Consider the following 18,566-nt stretch of genomic DNA (forward strand, 5'->3'; position numbering starts at 1 on the left):
TTTTGGCGACCCCGCAAACGTTTAGCGTTTACCTTGACGTGGCTTACACTCGCGCCTTCTTAGAATGCCCGGCTGCTCCTCACCCTTCGCATCGAGACCGCAAATGATGAAGTCCTTCCTGTCGTTCTCCCCCATCGCGGCTGGCCTGGCCCTGGCCCTGACGGCTGGCGCGGCGACCGCGCAGAGCACCACCCCGGCGGTGATCTTCGACATGGGCGGCAAGTTCGACAAGTCGTTCAACGAGGCTGCGTATCGCGGCGTCGAGCAGTGGAAGAAGGACACGGGCGGCAAGTATCTCGAGTTCGAGATCAGCAACGAGACCCAGCGCGTGCAGGCGATCCGCCGCATGGCCGAGCGGGGCGCGAGCCCCATCATCTCGGTGGGCTTCGCCCAGGCGTCCGCACTGAACCAGGTGGCCAAGGACTTTCCCAAGACCAAGTTCGTCATCATCGACGAGAAGGTCAACCAGCCCAACGTGCAGTCGGTGCTGTTCAAGGAACAGGAAGGCAGCTTCCTCGTCGGCGCGCTGGCCGCGCTGACCAGCAAGACCGGCAAGGTCGGCTTCGTGGGCGGCATGGACATCCCGCTGATCCGCAAGTTCGAGTGCGGCTATGAGCAGGGCGCCAAGGCGGCCAACCCGAAGGCGGAAGTCTTCAAGAACATGACCGGCACCACGGCCTCGGCCTGGAATGATCCGACCCGCGGCGGCGAGCTGGCCAAGGCCCAGTTCGCCAAGGGCGTGGACGTGGTCTTCGCCGCGGCCGGCGGCACCGGCGTCGGCGTCTACCAGGCGGCCAAGGACGCGGGCAAGCTGGCCATCGGCGTCGACAGCAACCAGAACCACATCCAGCCCGGCACCATGCTGAGCTCCATGGTCAAGCGCGTGGACGTCGCCGTCTACAACGTGCTCAAGGAATGGAAGCCCGGCATCAGCGTGCTGGGCCTGAAGGAAGGCGGCGTCGAGTACGCCGTCGACGCGAACAACGCCAAGCTGATCGCCCCCGCGGTCAAGACCAAGGTGGACGCGTACAAGGCCGACATCATCGCCGGCAAGATCAAGGTCGCGGACTACATGGCGGACAACGCCTGCAAGAACTGACCCCTCGCGAGCGAGCGTTCCTGACATGACACAGTCCCCACGCGGCGCCGCCGCGCCCGCGGTCCGTCTGTGCGACATCTCCAAGCGCTTCGGCGCGGTGCAGGCCAACCGGTCGGTGAGCCTGGCCGTCGAGCGCGGCACGGTGCACGGCCTGGTCGGCGAGAACGGCGCCGGCAAGAGCACGCTGATGGCGATCCTGTACGGCTACTACCACGCCGACGAGGGCCACATCGAGGTGGACGGCCAGCGCGTCACCATCGCCAATTCGCAGCAGGCCATCGCCCTGGGCATCGGCATGGTGCATCAGCATTTCATGCTGGTGGACACCCTGTCCGCGCTGGACAACGTGATGCTGGGCGCGGAGCCGGCCTTCTTCCTCTCCCGCGCGAAGCGCCAGGTGCGCCAGGAGCTCGAGGCGCTGATGCGCGACACCGGCCTGACGGTGCGCCTGGATGCGACCGTCGCGGACCTGCCGGTCGGCGAGATGCAGCGCCTGGAGATCCTGAAGGCGCTGTACCGCGGCGCGAAGATCCTGATCCTGGACGAGCCGACGGCGGTGCTGACGCCGCAGGAGACCGACCAGCTGTTCGAGGTGCTGCGCCGCCTGCGCGAGCGCGGCACGACCATCCTGCTGATCACGCACAAGCTGCGCGAGGTGATGGCGCTGTGCGACGCCGTGACCGTGATGCGCGCGGGCGCCGTGATCAAGACCTGCGCGATCGGCGAGACCAGTCCCGAGGACCTGGCCGAGAGCATGGTCGGCCGCAAGGTCAACCTGGGCCGCGACGACGGCGCGGTGAAGCCGCCGTCGGCGCAGCCGGTGCTGAAGGCCGAGGGTCTGACGGTCGCCGGTGATTCCGGCTCCGGCGTGCATCTGCTGAGCAACGCGACGCTGGCGCTGCGTCCGGGCGAGATCGTCGGCGTGGCCGGCGTTTCCGGCAACGGCCAGAGCGAGCTGCTGGAAGTCCTCGCGGGCATGCGCGCGCCGGCCGCCGGCACGCTGCACGTCGCGGGGCGCGACTTCCGCCCGACGTCCTGGATGGACCCGCGCACGGCGCGTGAGCTCAAGCTCGCGCATGTGCCCGAGGACCGCCACGCGCTCGGCATGGTGCTGGACTTCCCCGCATGGGAAACGGCCGCGCTCGGTTATCACGAGCAGGACGCCTACCGCGCCGGCCCGATGGGCCTGGGCATGAACCAGCGCCACCTGCGGGCGCAGACCGCGGAGATGATGGAACGCTTCGACGTCCGTCCGCGCAACGCGGAGCTGGGCTCGTCCAAGTTCTCCGGCGGCAACCAGCAGAAGCTGATCCTGGCGCGCGAGATCGGCCAGAGCCCCGCGGTGCTGCTGGTCGGCCAGCCGACGCGCGGCGTCGACATCGGCGCGATCGAATTCATCCACAACCAGCTGCGCCGCCTGCGCGACGCCGGCTGCGCGATCCTGGTCGTGTCCAGCGAGCTCGACGAGATCCTGGCGCTGGCCGACCGCGTGATCGTCATGAACGCGGGCCGCATCACCGGCGAGCTCTCGATCGACGAGTGCACCGAGAAGAACCTGGGCCTGCTGATGTCGGCTTCCCCGAATCATGAAAAGACCGCCGCCGCGGCGACCGCGCCATGAGTAGCCAAGCCTTGCAGATGCCGCGCTGGATGGACCTGGTCCTCCTGCCGCTGTGGAACCTGCTGATCGCGCTGGCCGTGGCCGGCGGCGTGGTGCTGCTGATCGGCGCGAGCCCGATGCAGGCGCTGACCGTGCTGCTGGAAGGCGCGCTCGGCAGCGCGCGCGGCCTCGGCTACACGCTGTACTACACGACCACCTTCATCTTCACCGGCCTGGCGGTCGCGGTGGCCTTCCACGGCGGCCTGTTCAACATCGGCGGGGAAGGGCAGGCGACCCTCGGCGGCATCGGCGTGGGGCTGGTCTCGCTGTGGCTGGGCGCCAAGCTGCCGGGCTTCGTGATGATCCCGCTGGCGATCGTCGCGGCCGCGCTGTTCGGCATGGTGTGGGCCGCGGTGCCCGGCTACCTGCAGGCCTGGCGCGGCAGCCATGTGGTCATCACGACCATCATGTTCAACTTCCTCGCGGCCAGTCTCAACGGCTACCTGCTCGTGAACTGGCTGCGCCCCAACGGCTCGATGTCGGTCGAGAGCGATGCCTTCGCCGACTCGGCGCGCATGCCGGCGGTCCATGAACTGCTGGCGAAGGTCGGCGTCGAATGGCCGTCCTCGCCGCTGAACCTGTCCATCCTGCTGGCCGTCGCGGCCTGCGTCTTCGTCTGGTGGTTCCTGTGGAAGAGCCGCGCCGGCTACGTGCTGCGCGCGGTCGGTTCCAACCCGAGCGCCGCGCATTACGCGGGCATCAGGCCGCGCTGGCAGGTGCTCGCCGCGATGGGCCTGTCGGGCGCGCTGGCCGGGCTGGTCGGCGTCAACGAGATCGCCGGCGTGCAGGGCAAGCTGACGCTGGACTTCGTCGCCGGCGCCGGCTTCACCGGCATCGCCGTGGCGCTGATGGGCCGCAACCATCCGGTGGGCATCGTGCTGGCCTCGCTGCTGTTCGGCACGCTGTACCAGGGCGGCGTCGAGGTCTCGTTCGAGGTTCCCGGCTTCAGCCGCGAGATGGTGGTGACCGTGCAGGGCCTGATCGTGCTGTTCGCCGGCGCGATGGCAATGGTGAGCGCGCCGATGTTCGCGAAGCTCTATGCGGCCGTGGCCCGCAAGCGTGTTGCAGGCGGCGCAGGCGGTGCCAGCGTCGCTGGAGGGAAGTCGAATGGATGAGGTCCTGATCGGCTCCGTGCTGGCGTCGACGCTGCGCGTCACCACGCCGCTGCTGTTCGCCGCGCTCGCCGGCCTGTTGTCGGAGCGCTCCGGCGTCGTCGACATCGGCCTGGAAGGGAAGATGCTGTCCGCCGCGTTCGCCGCGGCGGCGGTGGCCAGCGTGTCGCACTCGACCACGTTGGGGCTGCTGGCCGCGATCGTCGTGGCCATCGCGATGTCGATGATCCACGGCTTCGCGACGGTGACGCACCGCGGCGACCAGGTCGTGTCCGGCGTCGCGTTGAACATGGTGGCCGCCGGCCTGACGGTCGTGCTGGGCATCGCCTGGTTCGCGCAGGGCGGCCAGACGCCGCCCATCGGCGCGGAGCAGCGCATCACCGGCCTGCTGCCGCAGTGGGCCGAGCCCACGCCCGGCAGCTGGATGGCCTCCGTCATCGGCCACGGCCTGCTGAGCCACAACGCGCTGGTCTACCTGGCCTTCGCGCTGGTCGTCGTCGTGTGGTTCTTCCTGGAGCGCACGCGCCCCGGCCTGCGCCTGCGCGCGGTCGGCGAGAACCCGGCGATGGTCGATGCGGCCGGCGTCTCCGTGCCGCGGCTGCGCTACACCGCGCTGGCGCTCAACGGCGTGCTGTGCGGTCTCGGCGGCGCCTACCTGACGCTGGCGCAGAACGCCTCGTTCTCCCCGAACATGACCGCGGGCCGCGGTTTCATCGCGCTGGCCGCGATGATCTTCGGCAAGTGGAAGCCGGTGCCCACGCTGTGCGCCTGCCTGCTGTTCGGCTTCCTGGACGCCGTCGCGATCCGCCTGCAGGGCGTGTCGCTGCCGGGCATCGGCGAGGTGCCGGTGCAGCTGATCCAGGCGCTGCCCTACATCCTGACGGTGGTGCTGCTGGCCGGCTTCATCGGCCAGGCGATCGCGCCAAAGGCGCTGAGCAAGCCCTACGTGAAGGAGCGCTGAGCATGAGCGCCGACTCGAACCAGACCCAGCCCCTGATCGCCTCGATCCCGCTGCCCGCCGACGTCATCGAGCGTCTGCTGAAGGCCGCGCTCGACGCGCGCCAGCATTCGCATGCGCCGTATTCGAAGTACTTCGTCGGCGCCGCGGTGCTCGACGAGCACGGCCGCATCCACGCCGGCTGCAACATCGAGAACGCCGCCTACCCGCAAGGCTGGTGCGCGGAGACCAACGCGCTGGGCCACATGATCATGGGCGGCGGGCGCGTGGCGCGCGCGGTGATGGTCACCGGCGCCGGGTCGGAAATCATCACCCCCTGCGGCGGCTGCCGCCAGAAGCTGCGCGAGTTCGCGCGGCCCGAAGAACTCATCGTGATCGCGGGCGACGCCTCCGGCGTGCGCGCGCACTGGACCCTGGAGCAGCTGCTGCCCGCCAGCTTCGGTCCGGATCACCTGAAGCCCTGAACGTCGACATCCGCGGCGACATCCCCATCGACATCGACGCGGTCCCGAGCGACCGCGACAGGAGAGAACACATGTCCATCCCACTGCAAGGCGCCGAACTCGACGCCGCCATCACCGCCAGCATCGCCACGCTGAAGTCGACCTTCGGCGAGCAAGGCCCTGAAGTGGCCGTCGTGCTGGGCTCCGGCTGGTCCGGCGCCGTCGACCAGCTGCAGGACGTGCAGCACCTGCCGTACGCGCAACTGCCCGCCTTCCCGCAGCCCAAGGTCGAAGGCCACGTGGCCGAGATCGCCGTGGGCCGCGTCGGCCAGCAACGCGTGGCGATGCTGCGCGGCCGCGCCCACACCTACGAGAGCGGCGACTGCACCGGCATGGCCGGCGCGATCCGCAGCCTGAAGGCCTGGGGCGTGAAGGTGCTGGTGCTGACGAACGCGTCGGGCAGCCTGCGCTCGCACCAGCCGCCGGGCAGCCTGATGCTGATCTCGGACCACATCAACGCGCCGCAGCGTTCGCCGCTGACGGGCCTGCCGGGCAGCGACCGCTTCTGCGACATGAGCGTCGCCTACGACGCCGAGCTGCGCCAGCAGGGCTTCAAGATCGCCCGCGAGCACAACATGGTGCTGACCGAAGGCGTGTACGTGTGGGCCGTCGGTCCGCATTTCGAAACGCCGGCGGAGATCCGCATGTTCGCCGCCTGGGGCGCGGACGCGGTCGGCATGAGCACCGTGCCGGAGACCATCCTGGCGCGTCACGCGGGCCTGCGCGTCGCCGGTCTGGCGCTGATCACCAACATGGCCGCGGGCATGTCCGACGAGGCCCTGACGCACGCGTTGACGCTGCAGCAGGCCAAGATCTCGGGCGACCGCGCGGCGGCCTACCTGGGCCACTACTTGGCCTCGTTGGCGACGCTGGAATCGCTGAAGGCCTGAGGCCCGAGAGCGAAGATCGGGACGCACCGCGTCCCGACGGCCACATAGGCCCCGGACGGGACGGGTCGCCGCGATCGTGCGCGACCCTCTGTGCAGAGCAGTAGGAGTAGTCGATGAAGTCGGAGATGAGTCTCGAACAAGCGGCGCGTCTGGCGCTGCAATGCCTGGACCTGACGAGCCTGAACGACGGCGACACCGCCGCCGACATCGAGGCCCTGTGCCAGCGCGCGATCGGTGCGCCGGAGCGTGGTCACGTGGCGGCCGTGTGCGTGTGGCCGAAGTTCGTCGCGCAGGCGCGCGCCGCGCTGCCCAAGGACATCCGCGTCGCCGCGGTGGCCAACTTCCCCGATGGCAGCCTGGATCTGCCGCGCGTGCTGGCCGAGATCGACGCGATCGCGCAGGCCGGCGCGCAGGAGGTGGACGTCGTGCTGCCGTACCGCGCGCTGATGGCGGGGCAGTCGACGGAGGTCGGTGAATTCCTGTCCGAGGTCCGCCACGCGACGCGACCGCTGACGCTGAAGGTCATCATCGAATCGGGCGAGCTCGGCTCGACCGCGCGCATCGCCGAAGCCACGCGCCAGGCGCTGATGGCGGGGGCGGATTTCGTCAAGACGAGCACCGGCAAGAGCAAGGTGTCGGCGACGCCGGAAGCGGCTGCGGCGATGCTGCGCGAGATCGCCGGCAGCGGCCTGGGCAACGCGGGCTTCAAGGCTTCGGGCGGCATCCGTTCGGTGGTCGATGCCCGCGCGTACCTGCAGCTGGCGGCCGAGGCGCTGGGCGTCGCCGCGCTGACGCCGCAGCGCCTGCGCTTCGGCGCGAGCGGCCTGCTGAGCGACATCGAGGCGGTGCTGGCCGGACAGGACAGCGCGGCCGTCAGCGCCGCGTACTGAAGCACCGGGGAAGCGCCGGGCGCTGAAGAAGCGCTGGAGAAGCGCTCAAGAAGCGCAAGCCGCGCAAGCCGCGACGACCTGCCTCGATGGACGAGGGGCGGGCGCATGACAACAACACATCGAAGGGACGCGGCGATCATGCTGGCGCAGGAAATCATTCGGACCAAGCGCGAGGGACGCGCGCTGGACGAGACCCAGATCCAGCACTTCGTGCGAGGGCTGGTGGACGGCAGCTGGAGCGAGGGCCAGGTGGCCTCGCTGGGCATGGCGGTGTTCCTGCGGGGCATGGGGCGCGACGAGGCGGTGGCGCTCACGCGCGCCATGATGAACAGCGGTCGCGTGCTGAGCTGGCCCGACATGCCGGGCCCGGTGCTCGACAAGCATTCGAGCGGCGGCGTCGGCGACAAGCTCAGCCTGATGATCGCGCCCCTGGTGGCGGCCTGCGGCGGCTATGTGCCGATGATCGCGGGACGTGGGCTCGGACACACGGGGGGAACCGTCGACAAGCTCGAGGCCATCCCCGGCTACACGACGACGCCGGCCCCGGCCGACTTCGACCGCATCGTGCGCACGCTGGGCTGCGCCATCATCGGCCAGACCAGCGACCTGGCGCCGGCGGACAAGCGCTTCTACGCGGTGCGCGACATCACCGCGACGGTGGAAAGCGTGCCGCTGATCACCGCGAGCATCCTGTCCAAGAAGCTCGCGGCCGGGCTGCAGGGCCTGGCGATGGACATCAAGTGCGGCAACGGCGCGTTCGCGGCCACGCCGGAATTCGGACGCGAGCTCGCGCAGAGCATCGTCGACGTGGCCGGCGGCGCAGGCCTGCGCACGCGGGCGCTGATCACCGACATGAACCAGGTGCTGGGCCAGGAAGTCGGCAACGCGCTGGAGGTGCGCGGCGCCATCGACTACCTCACCGGACGCCGACCGCGCGAGGCCCGCACCCATGAACTCACGCTGGCGTTGTGCGCCGAGATGCTGGTGCTGGGCGGGCTTGCGCCCGACACGGCCTCGGCGCGCGTGAAGCTGCAGGCGGCGCTGGACAGCGGCGCGGCCGCGGAGCGCTTCGCGAAGATGGCTGCGGCGCTCGGCGGCCCGGTGGATCTGCTGGAGAAGCCCGAGGCCTACCTCGCGGCGGCGCCGGTCGTCCGTCCGATCCCGGCACCGCGCGCGGGCCGCATCGTCGGCATGAACACGCGCGACCTCGGTCTCGTCATCGTGGAACTCGGCGGCGGTCGCCGCCTGCCCGGCGACGCGCTCGACATGCGCGTCGGGCTCGACCGCTTCGCGCAGCTCGGCGACATCGTGGCCGGGGGCGATCCGATCGCCTTCGTCCACGCCGCCGACGAAGCTTCGGCCGACCGCGCCATCACGCAGGTGCTCGCCGCGGTCACCCTCGGCGACGCCCCGTCGTGGACGCCGACGCCGCTCGTCATGGCGGAACTGGGCTGATCGCTAAAATCCCGGCCCTCGATTCCTGATTTCCGCTGATACGCGACATGTCCGATTCCATCGACCCCATCGACGATCCCATCGACAGCGACGACGCGAACGAGTCGCCAGCGGGCGAGGGCGTCAATCATCCGAAGGCGCGCATCCGCAGCTTCGTCGTGCGCGCCGGTCGCATGGGCACGGGGCAGGTCAAGGCCCTCGCGGAGCTCGGCCCGAAGTTCGTGCTGCCGTTCAAGCCCGAGGCCATGGACTACGAAGCCACCTTCGGGCGCAAGGCGCCCGTGGTCTTCGAGATCGGCTTCGGCATGGGCGGTCCGACCGCGCAGATCGCGCAGACGCTGCCCGGCATCGACTTCATCGGCTGCGAGGTCCACGAACCCGGCGTCGGTGCGCTGCTCAAGCTCATCGGCGAGCAGGACCTCGCGAACATCCGCATCTTCCAGCACGACGCCGTCGAAGTCCTGGACAGCATGATCCCCAAGGGCTCGCTGGCCGGCGTGCACATCTACTTCCCGGATCCCTGGCACAAGAAGCGCCACAACAAGCGCCGGCTCGTGCAGCCGCCGTTCGTGGCCAAGCTGGTGCAACACCTGGCGCCGGGCGGCTATCTGCACCTGGCCACCGACTGGGAGCCCTACGCCCAGCAGATGCTGGAGGTGCTGCGCGCCGATCCGGATCTGGAGAACACCTCGACCCGCGCGGACGGCTACGCCGACAAGCCGGACTACCGCCCGCTGACCAAGTTCGAGAACCGCGGCCTGAAGCTGGGACACGGCGTCTGGGACCTGGTGTTCAAGCGCAAGGCCTGACCCGCCCGCGCGCCACGTCGGGGCGCGCATGCTCCCGTCCCGCCCATCGGGGCGGGAACCCGCGTGACGAAGGTCAGGCGCGGTCGGACCTGCAAGGCCTTTCAGGCATCGCCGGAGGGGCGCACTGTTAGAGTTCCCGCCTATGTCCGAATCCAACTCCCTTGCCGGTCGGCACGTGCTCCTGGGCCTCTCCGGCGGCATCGCCTGCTACAAGATCGCCGAGCTGACGCGGCTGTTCGTGAAGGCCGGCGCCACGGTGCAGGTCATCATGACGGAGGGCGCGGAGGCCTTCATCACGCCGGTGACGATGCAGGCGCTGTCCAACCGCCCGGTCTACACCAGCCAGTGGGATGCGCGCCCCGACAACAACATGGCGCACATCAACCTCACGCGGGAAGCCGACGTGATGGTGATCGCGCCCGCCAGCGCGGACTTCATCGCCAAGCTGGCGCAGGGCCGCGCGGACGATCTGCTGTCGCTGACGGCGCTGGCGCGTCGCGCGCACGAGTGCGCGCTGCTGCTGGCCCCCGCGATGAACCGGGAGATGTGGGCGCACCCGGCCACGCAGCGCAACCTGGCGCAGGTGCAGGCGGACGGCGCCCTGGTGCTGGGCGTCGGTTCCGGCGACCAGGCCTGCGGCGAGGTCGGTGACGGCCGCATGCTGGAGCCGATGCAGCTGCTGGAGCACGTGGTCTCGCATTTCCAGCCCAAGGTGCTGGCCGGGCGCAAGCTGCTGATCACGGCCGGGCCGACCTACGAGGCGATCGATCCGGTGCGCGGCATCACGAACCGCTCCAGCGGCAAGATGGGTTTCGCCGTCGCCCGCGCGGCGGCGGAGGCCGGCGCCGAGGTGACGCTGGTCGCCGGCCCGGTGCACCTGCCGACGCCGCTGGGCGTGACCCGCATCGACGTGCAGAGCGCGCGCGAGATGCTGGACGCGGTGCTGCCGCGCGCGGCCACGCACCAGGTCTTCGTCGCGACGGCGGCGGTCGCGGACTGGCGCCCGGCGCAGACGGCCGAACACAAGATCAAGAAGAACGCGAAGGCCGGCGAGGCGATCGCGCCCGCGCTGGATCTGGCGGAGAACCCCGACATCCTGGCCACGGTCGCCGCGCTGCCGCATCCGCCGCTGTGCGTGGGCTTCGCGGCGGAGAGCCAGGACCTGATCAAGCATGCGCGCGAGAAGCGCCAGCGCAAGAACGTGCCGCTGATCGTGGCCAACATCGGTCCGGCGGCGTTCGGCCAGGAAGACAACGCGCTGACGCTGGTTGATGCCCGCGGCGAACGCGAGCTCTCGCGCGCCGACAAGCTGACGCTGGCCCGCGAGCTGGTGCGCGAGATCGCGCAGCGGCTGACGACCTACGGGGCCTGAGCCCGACGCCGACCTTCAGACCTGCTGATTCCCTCTTCGACTGCTTCTTCGACTGCTTCTTCGACTGTCTCTTCGACTGATTCCATGACCACCATCGATCTGAAGGTGCTCGACCGCCGCATGGCCGAGCAACTCCCCGCCTACGCGACGACCGGCAGCGCCGGCCTGGACCTGCGCGCCTGCCTGGACGAGGCGGTCACGCTGGCGCCCGGCGACACGGTGCTGGTGCCCACGGGTCTGGCGATCCACATCGGCGACGCGGGCCTGGCCGCGATGATCCTGCCGCGCTCGGGCCTGGGTCACAAGCACGGCGTGGTGCTGGGCAACCTGGTCGGCCTGATCGACTCGGACTACCAGGGCCAGCTGATGGTCAGCGTGTGGAACCGCGGCAAGGACGTGTTCACGATCCAGCCGATGGAGCGCATCGCGCAGATGGTGATCGTGCCGGTGGTGCAGCCGACCTTCCGCGTGGTCGATGACTTCAATGCGTCCTCGCGCGGCGAGGGCGGTTTCGGGTCGACCGGCAAGGCCTGACCCGCCTTCATCTCTTTCATCTCCTTCACGCCCTTCGAACGCCGCACGCAGATTCCTGCGGGAGCGGGGTGAGGATGTGCGGGGTGTCCTCCGCCGCGCCGTCGTTTCGAGCGAGTGCGGGCCGACGCGACATTGTTGAGACTGCCAGACTTTCCATTCTGAAAGTCTCGTCCATGGCAGCACCACGCTTCCGCCTGTCCGACCTGGTGGCCTCGCTTGCATGAAGGACATCAATCTTCAAGCACCGCAGCGGCAGGCATCGGTCCCGGGCTCTCCAAGTACCAGCAATGCCGCGCGCGCGGCGGCGGCATCGAGCATCAAACGCAAGCGTGAAGACGAGGCGGTGAACGTCGCCGACGCCACCGGGGGCCCGGTGGAGACAGCGCCAGCCGATGCGTCCGCGCCTGCTCCGGAAGTAGGCGACCAGCCGCTCGCGGAGGGTTCCGGTTCGTCATCGGGCGTGGGGTCGGGTGGCCTCGCCATCGCAGCCGGTCTGGGGCTGGTCGGAGTCCTTGGCGTGGCAGGTGGCGGCGGTGACGCTGGTGCATACGCCCCGATCATTCGGCCAGTGCAACCGCATCCGGATCCAGTGATTGTTCCGCCGGTTCACCCGCCCCCTGTCGTGGCGCAGCCGCTGCATCCGGATCCCCTACTTCCCGAGAACCCGAAGGCGCAGATTCCGAAGCCCGATATGCGCAAGCCGGACCTGCCTCCCGCGACTGCGCCTCACGTGGACCTGACGACACCGACGGGCGCCACGCCATCGACCATGGCGTCGCCCGATCATCCCGGCGTGGACACGAAGCCGACCGAGGCCGAGCTGATCGTCGTTCCGGGAGCGCCGGTGCCCGACAAGACAGCGCCCCTGACTCCCGTGGTTCCACTGAAGCACGACACGGGGATCGACACGAAGGACGGGGACACGAGCGATTCGACGATCAAGGGGGACGTCCTGGCCCCGACGCTGAAGCTGCAGCTCAAGAACGACACCGGTCGCGGGATCCACGAATATGAAACGCATGTGTTTGTGGTCGACCGCGGGCTTGACGAGGACGGCATCACGAAGGATGGCACGCTGACCGTGAAAGGTCTGCAGGACGGTGAGCCATGGCAGTTCAGCGTCGACGGCGGCGCACACTGGATCGATGGCTCAGGCTCGGAGATCGCTGCCGATGCGCTAGGCGCCGATGGAACGAAGACCGTCATGGTGAGGAGAGTTGACGCCGACGGCCGGGCGGGCGGCTCGGAGTTCACGTTCGTGCTGGATACGGCGCCCCCTTTGCCGGTCGGACTTCAACTGGTGCGTGACGACGGCGTGGATGAAGGGGACTTTGTGACCGGCCATGCGAGCTTGCGTGTCATGGGCAGGGAAGAGGGCGCTGCGGTAGGGACGGTTGAACGCGTCCGTATCGTTCACGGCGAAGTCGACGAGGTGCCTGTTCTCGATTACGACGGACTGCACAGGGTCGTTGCCATTCAGACCGACGTCGCCGGCAACTTGAGTGAACCGGGCCCCGCAATCATGTTCTACCTGGACAGGGCGGCAGCAGTGGTCGCACCGAAGCTGTCCGGGGCTGCCGTCCTTCATGGCACGACCGGCGCTGACACTTTCCAGTTGAAGGCAGACATGTCCTCGACGTTCGTGCTGGACTACGACGCGCAACAGAAGGATGTCCTGGATCTCTCAGAAATCCTTTCAGTCCCAAAGGGTGCGTCCATCTACCGCTTCGTGCAGGTTGTCCGGGACGGGGCGGACATCAAATTGACACTCGACCCGGGAGGATCAGCACAGTTCTCCACTGCCCCGATCTTTATTGACCTGGCCAACCAGCAGGCTGATGCGCCCGTGGTCCTTCACACCGCAAACGGCGGTGTCTTCACGGTCTGAAGGCTGCGTGGTCGATGACTTCGATGCGTCCTCGCGCGGCGAGGGCGGTTTCGGATCGACCGGCAAGGCCTGACCCACATCAAGGAAGTTCGCGCCGGGCTGCCCGATCGCCAGGAGCCTGCGGCCGGTCACTGGCTTCGATAGGTGGTTCCGCTAGCGGAAGTTGAGGGGTAGTGCTGCGTTCTTGCGGCTCATCTCCCTGATGCAGGCTGGTGACCGTGAGTCGCTAGCTCATTTGCGCAGCTGTGTATTCCGTGAACAGTAGAGAGACTGCCGTCATCTCTCCTCTCACATCGGAACGCACATGGCGGACATCAAACTTCACGCATCGGAGCGCCAGGCTCCGGTTCACGGTACCTCGAACACGACCCCTGCCGCTCGCATCGCGACGGCGTCGGACATCAAGCGCAAGGTGGAAGACGAGGCGACGGACATCGCCGCTCCCGCCGAGACATCCGCCGAGACATCCACGGAGTCCGCGCCCATCGACGCCGCCGCGCCAGCTTCGGACTTCGAAGCCGCGGCGCAGGCCGAGGCGGCCAGTTCCTCCGCGGCACTGGGCTCAAATGGCCTCGTGATCGCGGGTGGTCTGGGTCTTCTCGGGATCATCGGCGCTGCGGCCGGCGGTGGTGGCGGCGGCGGACACGGCATCACTGCCATTCAGCCCGTGCAGCAGCATCCGGCTCCTGTGATCGTTCCGCCGGTTCAACCGGATCCGATCGTGGCCCAACCGCTGCGTCCGGATCCAGCGGTTCCCGATGACCTCAAGGCGCAAGTGCCGGATCCGGACGTGGACAAGCCGGAAACGCCGTCTGCGGCCATCACGCCGCCGGCCGCCACGTCTCCTGATCATCCGAGCGAACTCCCGAAGCCGACCGGGCCCGAGCACGCCGTCGTTCCGCCGGCGCCCCTGCCCGATACGACGCCGCCCGTACCCCCGACGCTCTCGTTGAAGCACGACACGGGCGCCGACAGCACCGACGGGATCACGAGCAATTCGACGATCAAGGTGGAGGGGCTGGAGCAGGACGCCACCTGGCGCTACAGCGTGGACGGAGGCAAGACCTGGCACGCGGGTCACGGGACGGAGCTGGCCGCGCCCTTGCGCGACGGCGCTCAAGATGTGCAGTTGATCCAGACGGACAAGGCCGGCAATGACAGCGATCCCGCCGTCCTCCAGTTCACGCTCGACACGGGCGCTCCGACACTGAAGCTGAAAAACGATACGGGTCGCGGTGATTTGCACTGGGACACGCAAAAGTTCGTGATTGAGCCAGGACTCGACCGCGATGGCATCACCAAGGACGGGACCCTGACCGTCGAGGGATTGAACGAGGGCGCCTCGTGGACGTACAGCGTCGATGGCGGTACATCCTGGAAGGACGGCGTCGGGAAAGAGATCGCCGCCATCGAACTGGGAGCGGATGGTCGGAAGACGGTGCTGACCCGGCAGATGGTGACGGAGACGACCGAAAGCGGGATCTCGGCGTTCTCTTTCGTCCTCGATACGCAGGTTGTCGACATCATTCCCCGTCTCAAGGCCGTTGATGCCAATGGCGCCACGGGTTTGCCGGAAAGCAGCGCAACGGTCATCGTCCTTGATGGATACGAAGAGGGCGCGCTGGTGCGGATGACCCTCTGGAATCGGGCCCTGGGCGATGGCACGAGCAAGCCAGTGACGGTGATGGGCGTGGGTGAGCTCGCCCTGGACTTGCAGCCCGGTTCCTATGAACTCTCAGAGATCTTTCAAACTGACATTGCGGGCAATGAAACGCTGACTGGGAGGGACGGAGCGCTGCAATTCACAGTCGCGCACCCCGTCATCCCCTGATTGCTCAATCCCCGTGCCCGTGCCCCTCTTCGACGCCCGCCGCCGCCGCATCCACCGGCGCGCTCGCGTTGACGCCGTCGAAGAAGAACGGCTTGCGCGGCTTCTTCGCCGGCCAGACCTCGTTCATCGACGGGATGTCGAAGACGCGGCCGCCCTGCATGACCTGGCTGATGCGGTCGCTCTGGCGGATGTCCTTGAGCACGTCGCCGTCGACGATCACCAGGTCCGCGAGCTTGCCCGGCTCCAGTGAGCCGATGTCCTTGTCCAGGCCGAGGTAGCGCGCCGGGTTGAGCGTCGCGGTGCGGATGGCCTCCAGCGAGGTCATGCCGCCCAGGCCCATCATCCACATCTCCCAGTGCGCGCCCAGGCCTTCACGCTGGCCGTGCGCGCCGATGTTCACCGACACGCCCGCGCGCTGCAGCTCGGTCGCGGTCTTCGCGACCTGGATGACGTTGAAGTCTTCCTCCGGCGCCGTCTCGCGGCGCACGCTGCGCGGCTCCAGCACGGCCTTGGGCACGAACTTGCTGAGGATCGGATGGCGCCACACGTCCGTGCGCGCGTACCAGTAGTGCTCGCCGTCGAGTCCGCCGTAGGCGACGTTCAGCGTCGGCGTGTAGCCGACCTGCGTCTGAGGCCACAGCTGCTTCACGTCGTCGTAGACCTTGGCCACGGGCAGCGCGTGCTCCACGCCGGTGTGGCCGTCGACCACCATCGACATGTTGAGCTGGAACAGCGAGCCGCCTTCCGGCACGACCATCATCCCGGTCTCGCGCGCGGCTTCGAGCACCTGCTGGCGCTGATCGCGTCGCGGCTGGTTGTAGCTCTTCACGCTGATCGCGCCGGCCGACTTCAGCCGCTTCAGATGCGTCTGCGCGTCGTCCAGGCTGTTGATGACCGCGGAGAAATCGGCCTTCGCGCCGTACAGCACCGTGCCCGTCGAGAAGATGCGCGGCCCGACCACGCGGCCCGTGCGCTGCATCTCCGACTGCGTGTAGATGTCGCTGGTGCGGTTGGACGGATCGTGCAGCGTCGTCAGGCCGAAGGCCAGGGACGCGTAGTTGATCCAGCTCTGCTGCGGGACGATCTCGCTCTCGGCCATGGTGCCGTGCCAGTGGGCGTCGATCAAGCCCGGGATCACCGTCTTGCCGGCCGCCTGGATCGTCTCCGTGCCGGCGGGGATGCTTACCGACGCGCGAGGTCCGATCGCCGCGATGCGGTCGCCGTCGACCAGGATCGCGCCGTCCTCGATGACCTCATCGGGCTTGCTCGCGCTCATCGTGACGATGCGCGCGCCGACGATGGCGATGCGGCCCTTGGGCTTGTCGGCGGTCAGCGTCAGCTTGATGGGCGCACCGCGCTCCGCCGGCTTGAAGCCCGGCTGCAGCGCCTGCGTGAGCGGCACGGTGAAGAGCTCGTTGCCCAGCGCGTAGTGCAGCGCATACGGCTGCGACTTGCCGTCGCCCGACCACTGCAGATCGTCGCCCGCGTTGACGTCGAGCTTCTTCACCGGCATGGCCTCGGCCTTCGGGCCGACCGTCTGCAGCTTGCCCGCGGGCGCGAGCGGCGTGACGTAGGTGTGGAAGCGTTCGGTGAAGCCGAGCCACTGGCCGTCCGGCGACACGGTGAAGCGCGTCGCGAATTCGCTCTTGGCGACGGCGAACTCGCTGCGCTCGACCAGGTTCAGGCGCACCAGCTGGTGATTCGAATCGACCTCGCCGGTCGTCTGCTTGCGCGTGACGTAGAGCGTGTCGCTGTCGGCGCCGAACTGCGGTGCCTCGCCGTCCTTGGTGACGCGGCGCGGCTGGCCCTTGCCGTCGGCGGCGGCGACGTAGACGCCGGGCTCCAGGCTGTTCCAGGGCGAGGTCAGGAAGCCGCCCTTGGCCTTCTGGTACGCAATGGTCTTGCCGTCGGGTGAGAAGGCCGGCGAGAGGTACTTGCCCGGCTCCGGCGTGACGACGGTGTCGCGGCCGCCGGCGAGATCGAGCACGCGCACGCGGCCCTGGTCCGCGTCGGTCCAGCTCACGTAGACGAGTTGCTTCCCATCGCGCGAGAAGGCCGGGAAGTATTCGAAGCGTTCCGTCTGCGACGTGAGGCGGCGGGCTTCGCCGACCGGCTGGCCGTCGCGCAGCTCGCTCGCATAGAGGTAGCCGGCGGACGAGAACACCACGCGCTTGCCGTCCGGCGAGACCTTCACCCAGCGCAGCATCTTCGAGTCGAAGGTGGCGGGCGCGACCTCATGCGCGAAGCGCAGCGCGGGCGTGATCTGGCGCTCGTCCTTGACGTGGAAGGGGATCTCGGCGGCGCTCGACTTGAACGGATCGATGCGCCACAGCTTGCCCTGCGCCCAGGCGACAACCTGCTTGGAATCGGGCATCCACGCGATGCCGGGGTAGACGCCGTGCACGGACCAGGATTCCTGCAGGTCGCGTTCCATGCCGGTCCAGGCGGGGAATTCGCGGCCGGTCTTCAGGTCCTTGAGGAACAGCGTGGTGCGGCTGCCCGTGGCGTCGCGCAGCCGGCGGATGAAGGCGAGGTACTTGCCGTCGGGGGACGGCGTGGGCCGGATCGCGCCGCCGGGGCCGGTGACGAAGGGCTCGTTGGTGCCGTCGGTCAGGTCCTGGCGGTAGATGCGGAAGATCTCGCCGGTGCTGTCCTTGTTGTATTCGAACTGGCGGCCCGGGGTGCTGTCCTGCGAGTAGTAGAGGTACTTGCCGTCGGGCGAGAGCGCGGGCTCGCCGAGGTCCTTCTGCCAGTTCGGCTTCTCGTTGAGCTGCTGGCCCTTGCCGCCGTCGACGTGATAGAGCCAGATCTCGCCGCTGCCCAGCGAGCGGGTGCCGGTGAAGTGCTTGCGGGCGGCGATGTACTTGCCGCCGGGATGCCAGACCGGGTTGTTGAGCAGGCGGAAGTCTTCGGTCGAGATCGCGCGGACGTTGGAGCCGTCGGCGTTCATGACCCAGATGTTGTCGCCGCCGCCGGCGTCGGAGACGAAGGCGATCTGCTTGCCGTCGGGCGAGAAGCGGGGCTGCATCTCCCAGGCGATCGAATGCGTGAGGGCCTTGGCTTCGCCACCGCCGACCGGCATCACGTAGAGGTCGCCGAGCAGGTCGAAGACGATCTGCTTGCCGTCGGGACTGACGTCGACCGACATCCAGGTGCCGGTGCGCACGTCGATGCTGGCGGTCTTCTTCTCGCCGGGGGGCTGATTGACGTTCCACTTCGCGACGGGGGCCGAGGCGGCCGCGGCGGGCGAGGGCGCCGCCACAGGGGCTTCAGGCGCGTCAGCGGCGAAGGCGGCAGCCTGCAGCGCGAGTCCGAAAGCGATCACGCCCGCGCGGGCGGGCGTGACGGTGAAAACGGTCGTCAGCGAGAACTGCTTCGTGAGCATCTTGTTCGTCATGGGGCACCCTGGGATGAAGAGTGCCGGCAGCATAGAGGGCCTCTACGCGCAAACCCGACCGGGTTTGCGAGGGCATGACGAATGGCAGTGCGGAGGGCGTATCGGAAGGAGTGAATCTCTCCCATCGATCTACAGTTGACGTTCAGCCAGGGAGAAAAGAGATGCCGA

At 68.5% G+C, this 18,566-nt stretch carries 14 protein-coding genes; 13 read left to right on the plus strand and 1 reads right to left on the minus strand.

Going from position 1 to position 18,566, the window contains the following annotated elements; all coding sequences use genetic code 11:
* Nucleotides 1–103: 103 nt before the first annotated feature.
* The 13 genes from ABE85_RS03585 (at nucleotide 104) to ABE85_RS03645 (ending at nucleotide 15,001) form a co-directional block, all read left to right on the plus strand.
* Nucleotides 104–1,099 carry a BMP family protein gene (locus tag ABE85_RS03585; protein WP_231993221.1) on the plus strand — a complete coding sequence of 332 codons (996 nt, stop codon included), beginning with the start codon at nucleotides 104–106 and terminating at the stop codon, nucleotides 1,097–1,099.
* Between the two features lie 25 nt (nucleotides 1,100–1,124).
* Nucleotides 1,125–2,720, plus strand: a complete 1,596-nt coding sequence (locus ABE85_RS03590) for an ABC transporter ATP-binding protein (RefSeq protein WP_067270092.1) — start codon at nucleotides 1,125–1,127, stop codon at nucleotides 2,718–2,720.
* Complete coding sequence (locus ABE85_RS03595) at nucleotides 2,717–3,874, plus strand: ABC transporter permease (protein ID WP_067270094.1); 1,158 nt, start codon at nucleotides 2,717–2,719, stop codon at nucleotides 3,872–3,874. Before ABE85_RS03590 ends, ABE85_RS03595 begins: the two co-directional genes overlap by 4 nt.
* On the plus strand, nucleotides 3,867–4,832 hold the full coding sequence (locus tag ABE85_RS03600; protein ID WP_067270095.1) for an ABC transporter permease: 966 nt from the start codon (nucleotides 3,867–3,869) through the stop codon (nucleotides 4,830–4,832). Before ABE85_RS03595 ends, ABE85_RS03600 begins: the two co-directional genes overlap by 8 nt.
* 2 nt (nucleotides 4,833–4,834) lie before the next feature.
* A complete protein-coding gene (locus ABE85_RS03605; RefSeq protein WP_082938285.1) occupies nucleotides 4,835–5,293 on the plus strand; it encodes a cytidine deaminase in 459 nt (152 codons plus the stop codon).
* 71 nt (nucleotides 5,294–5,364) lie between these two features.
* Nucleotides 5,365–6,222: a purine-nucleoside phosphorylase gene (locus tag ABE85_RS03610; protein ID WP_082938286.1), complete on the plus strand. Its 858-nt coding sequence runs from the start codon at nucleotides 5,365–5,367 to the stop codon at nucleotides 6,220–6,222.
* Between the two features lie 125 nt (nucleotides 6,223–6,347).
* Complete coding sequence (gene deoC, locus ABE85_RS03615; RefSeq protein WP_067281775.1) at nucleotides 6,348–7,112, plus strand: deoxyribose-phosphate aldolase; 765 nt, start codon at nucleotides 6,348–6,350, stop codon at nucleotides 7,110–7,112.
* Between the two features lie 135 nt (nucleotides 7,113–7,247).
* Nucleotides 7,248–8,567, plus strand: a complete 1,320-nt coding sequence (deoA, locus tag ABE85_RS03620) for a thymidine phosphorylase (protein ID WP_067281779.1) — start codon at nucleotides 7,248–7,250, stop codon at nucleotides 8,565–8,567.
* 47 nt (nucleotides 8,568–8,614) lie between these two features.
* Nucleotides 8,615–9,376: a tRNA (guanosine(46)-N7)-methyltransferase TrmB gene (gene trmB, locus ABE85_RS03625; protein ID WP_067270096.1), complete on the plus strand. Its 762-nt coding sequence runs from the start codon at nucleotides 8,615–8,617 to the stop codon at nucleotides 9,374–9,376.
* A 142-nt stretch (nucleotides 9,377–9,518) separates the two neighbouring features.
* Complete coding sequence (gene coaBC / locus ABE85_RS03630) at nucleotides 9,519–10,748, plus strand: bifunctional phosphopantothenoylcysteine decarboxylase/phosphopantothenate--cysteine ligase CoaBC (RefSeq protein WP_067270097.1); 1,230 nt, start codon at nucleotides 9,519–9,521, stop codon at nucleotides 10,746–10,748.
* 84 nt (nucleotides 10,749–10,832) lie between these two features.
* Complete coding sequence (dut, locus tag ABE85_RS03635; protein ID WP_067270098.1) at nucleotides 10,833–11,282, plus strand: dUTP diphosphatase; 450 nt, start codon at nucleotides 10,833–10,835, stop codon at nucleotides 11,280–11,282.
* A gap of 220 nt (nucleotides 11,283–11,502) precedes the next feature.
* Nucleotides 11,503–13,170, plus strand: a complete 1,668-nt coding sequence (locus ABE85_RS03640) for a type I secretion C-terminal target domain-containing protein (RefSeq protein WP_157521900.1) — start codon at nucleotides 11,503–11,505, stop codon at nucleotides 13,168–13,170.
* A gap of 304 nt (nucleotides 13,171–13,474) precedes the next feature.
* Entirely contained in the window at nucleotides 13,475–15,001 is a 1,527-nt protein-coding gene (locus tag ABE85_RS03645; RefSeq protein ID WP_067270100.1) for an Ig-like domain-containing protein, read from the plus strand.
* Nucleotides 15,002–15,005: 4 nt separating this feature from the next.
* On the opposite strand, the gene ABE85_RS03650 is transcribed toward ABE85_RS03645, so the two are convergent.
* Complete coding sequence (locus ABE85_RS03650; protein WP_067270101.1) at nucleotides 15,006–18,398, minus strand: amidohydrolase family protein; 3,393 nt, start codon at nucleotides 18,396–18,398, stop codon at nucleotides 15,006–15,008.
* Nucleotides 18,399–18,566: the final 168 nt, after the last annotated feature.

Source organism: Mitsuaria sp. 7 (assembly GCF_001653795.1).
Classification (GTDB): domain Bacteria; phylum Pseudomonadota; class Gammaproteobacteria; order Burkholderiales; family Burkholderiaceae_C; genus Roseateles.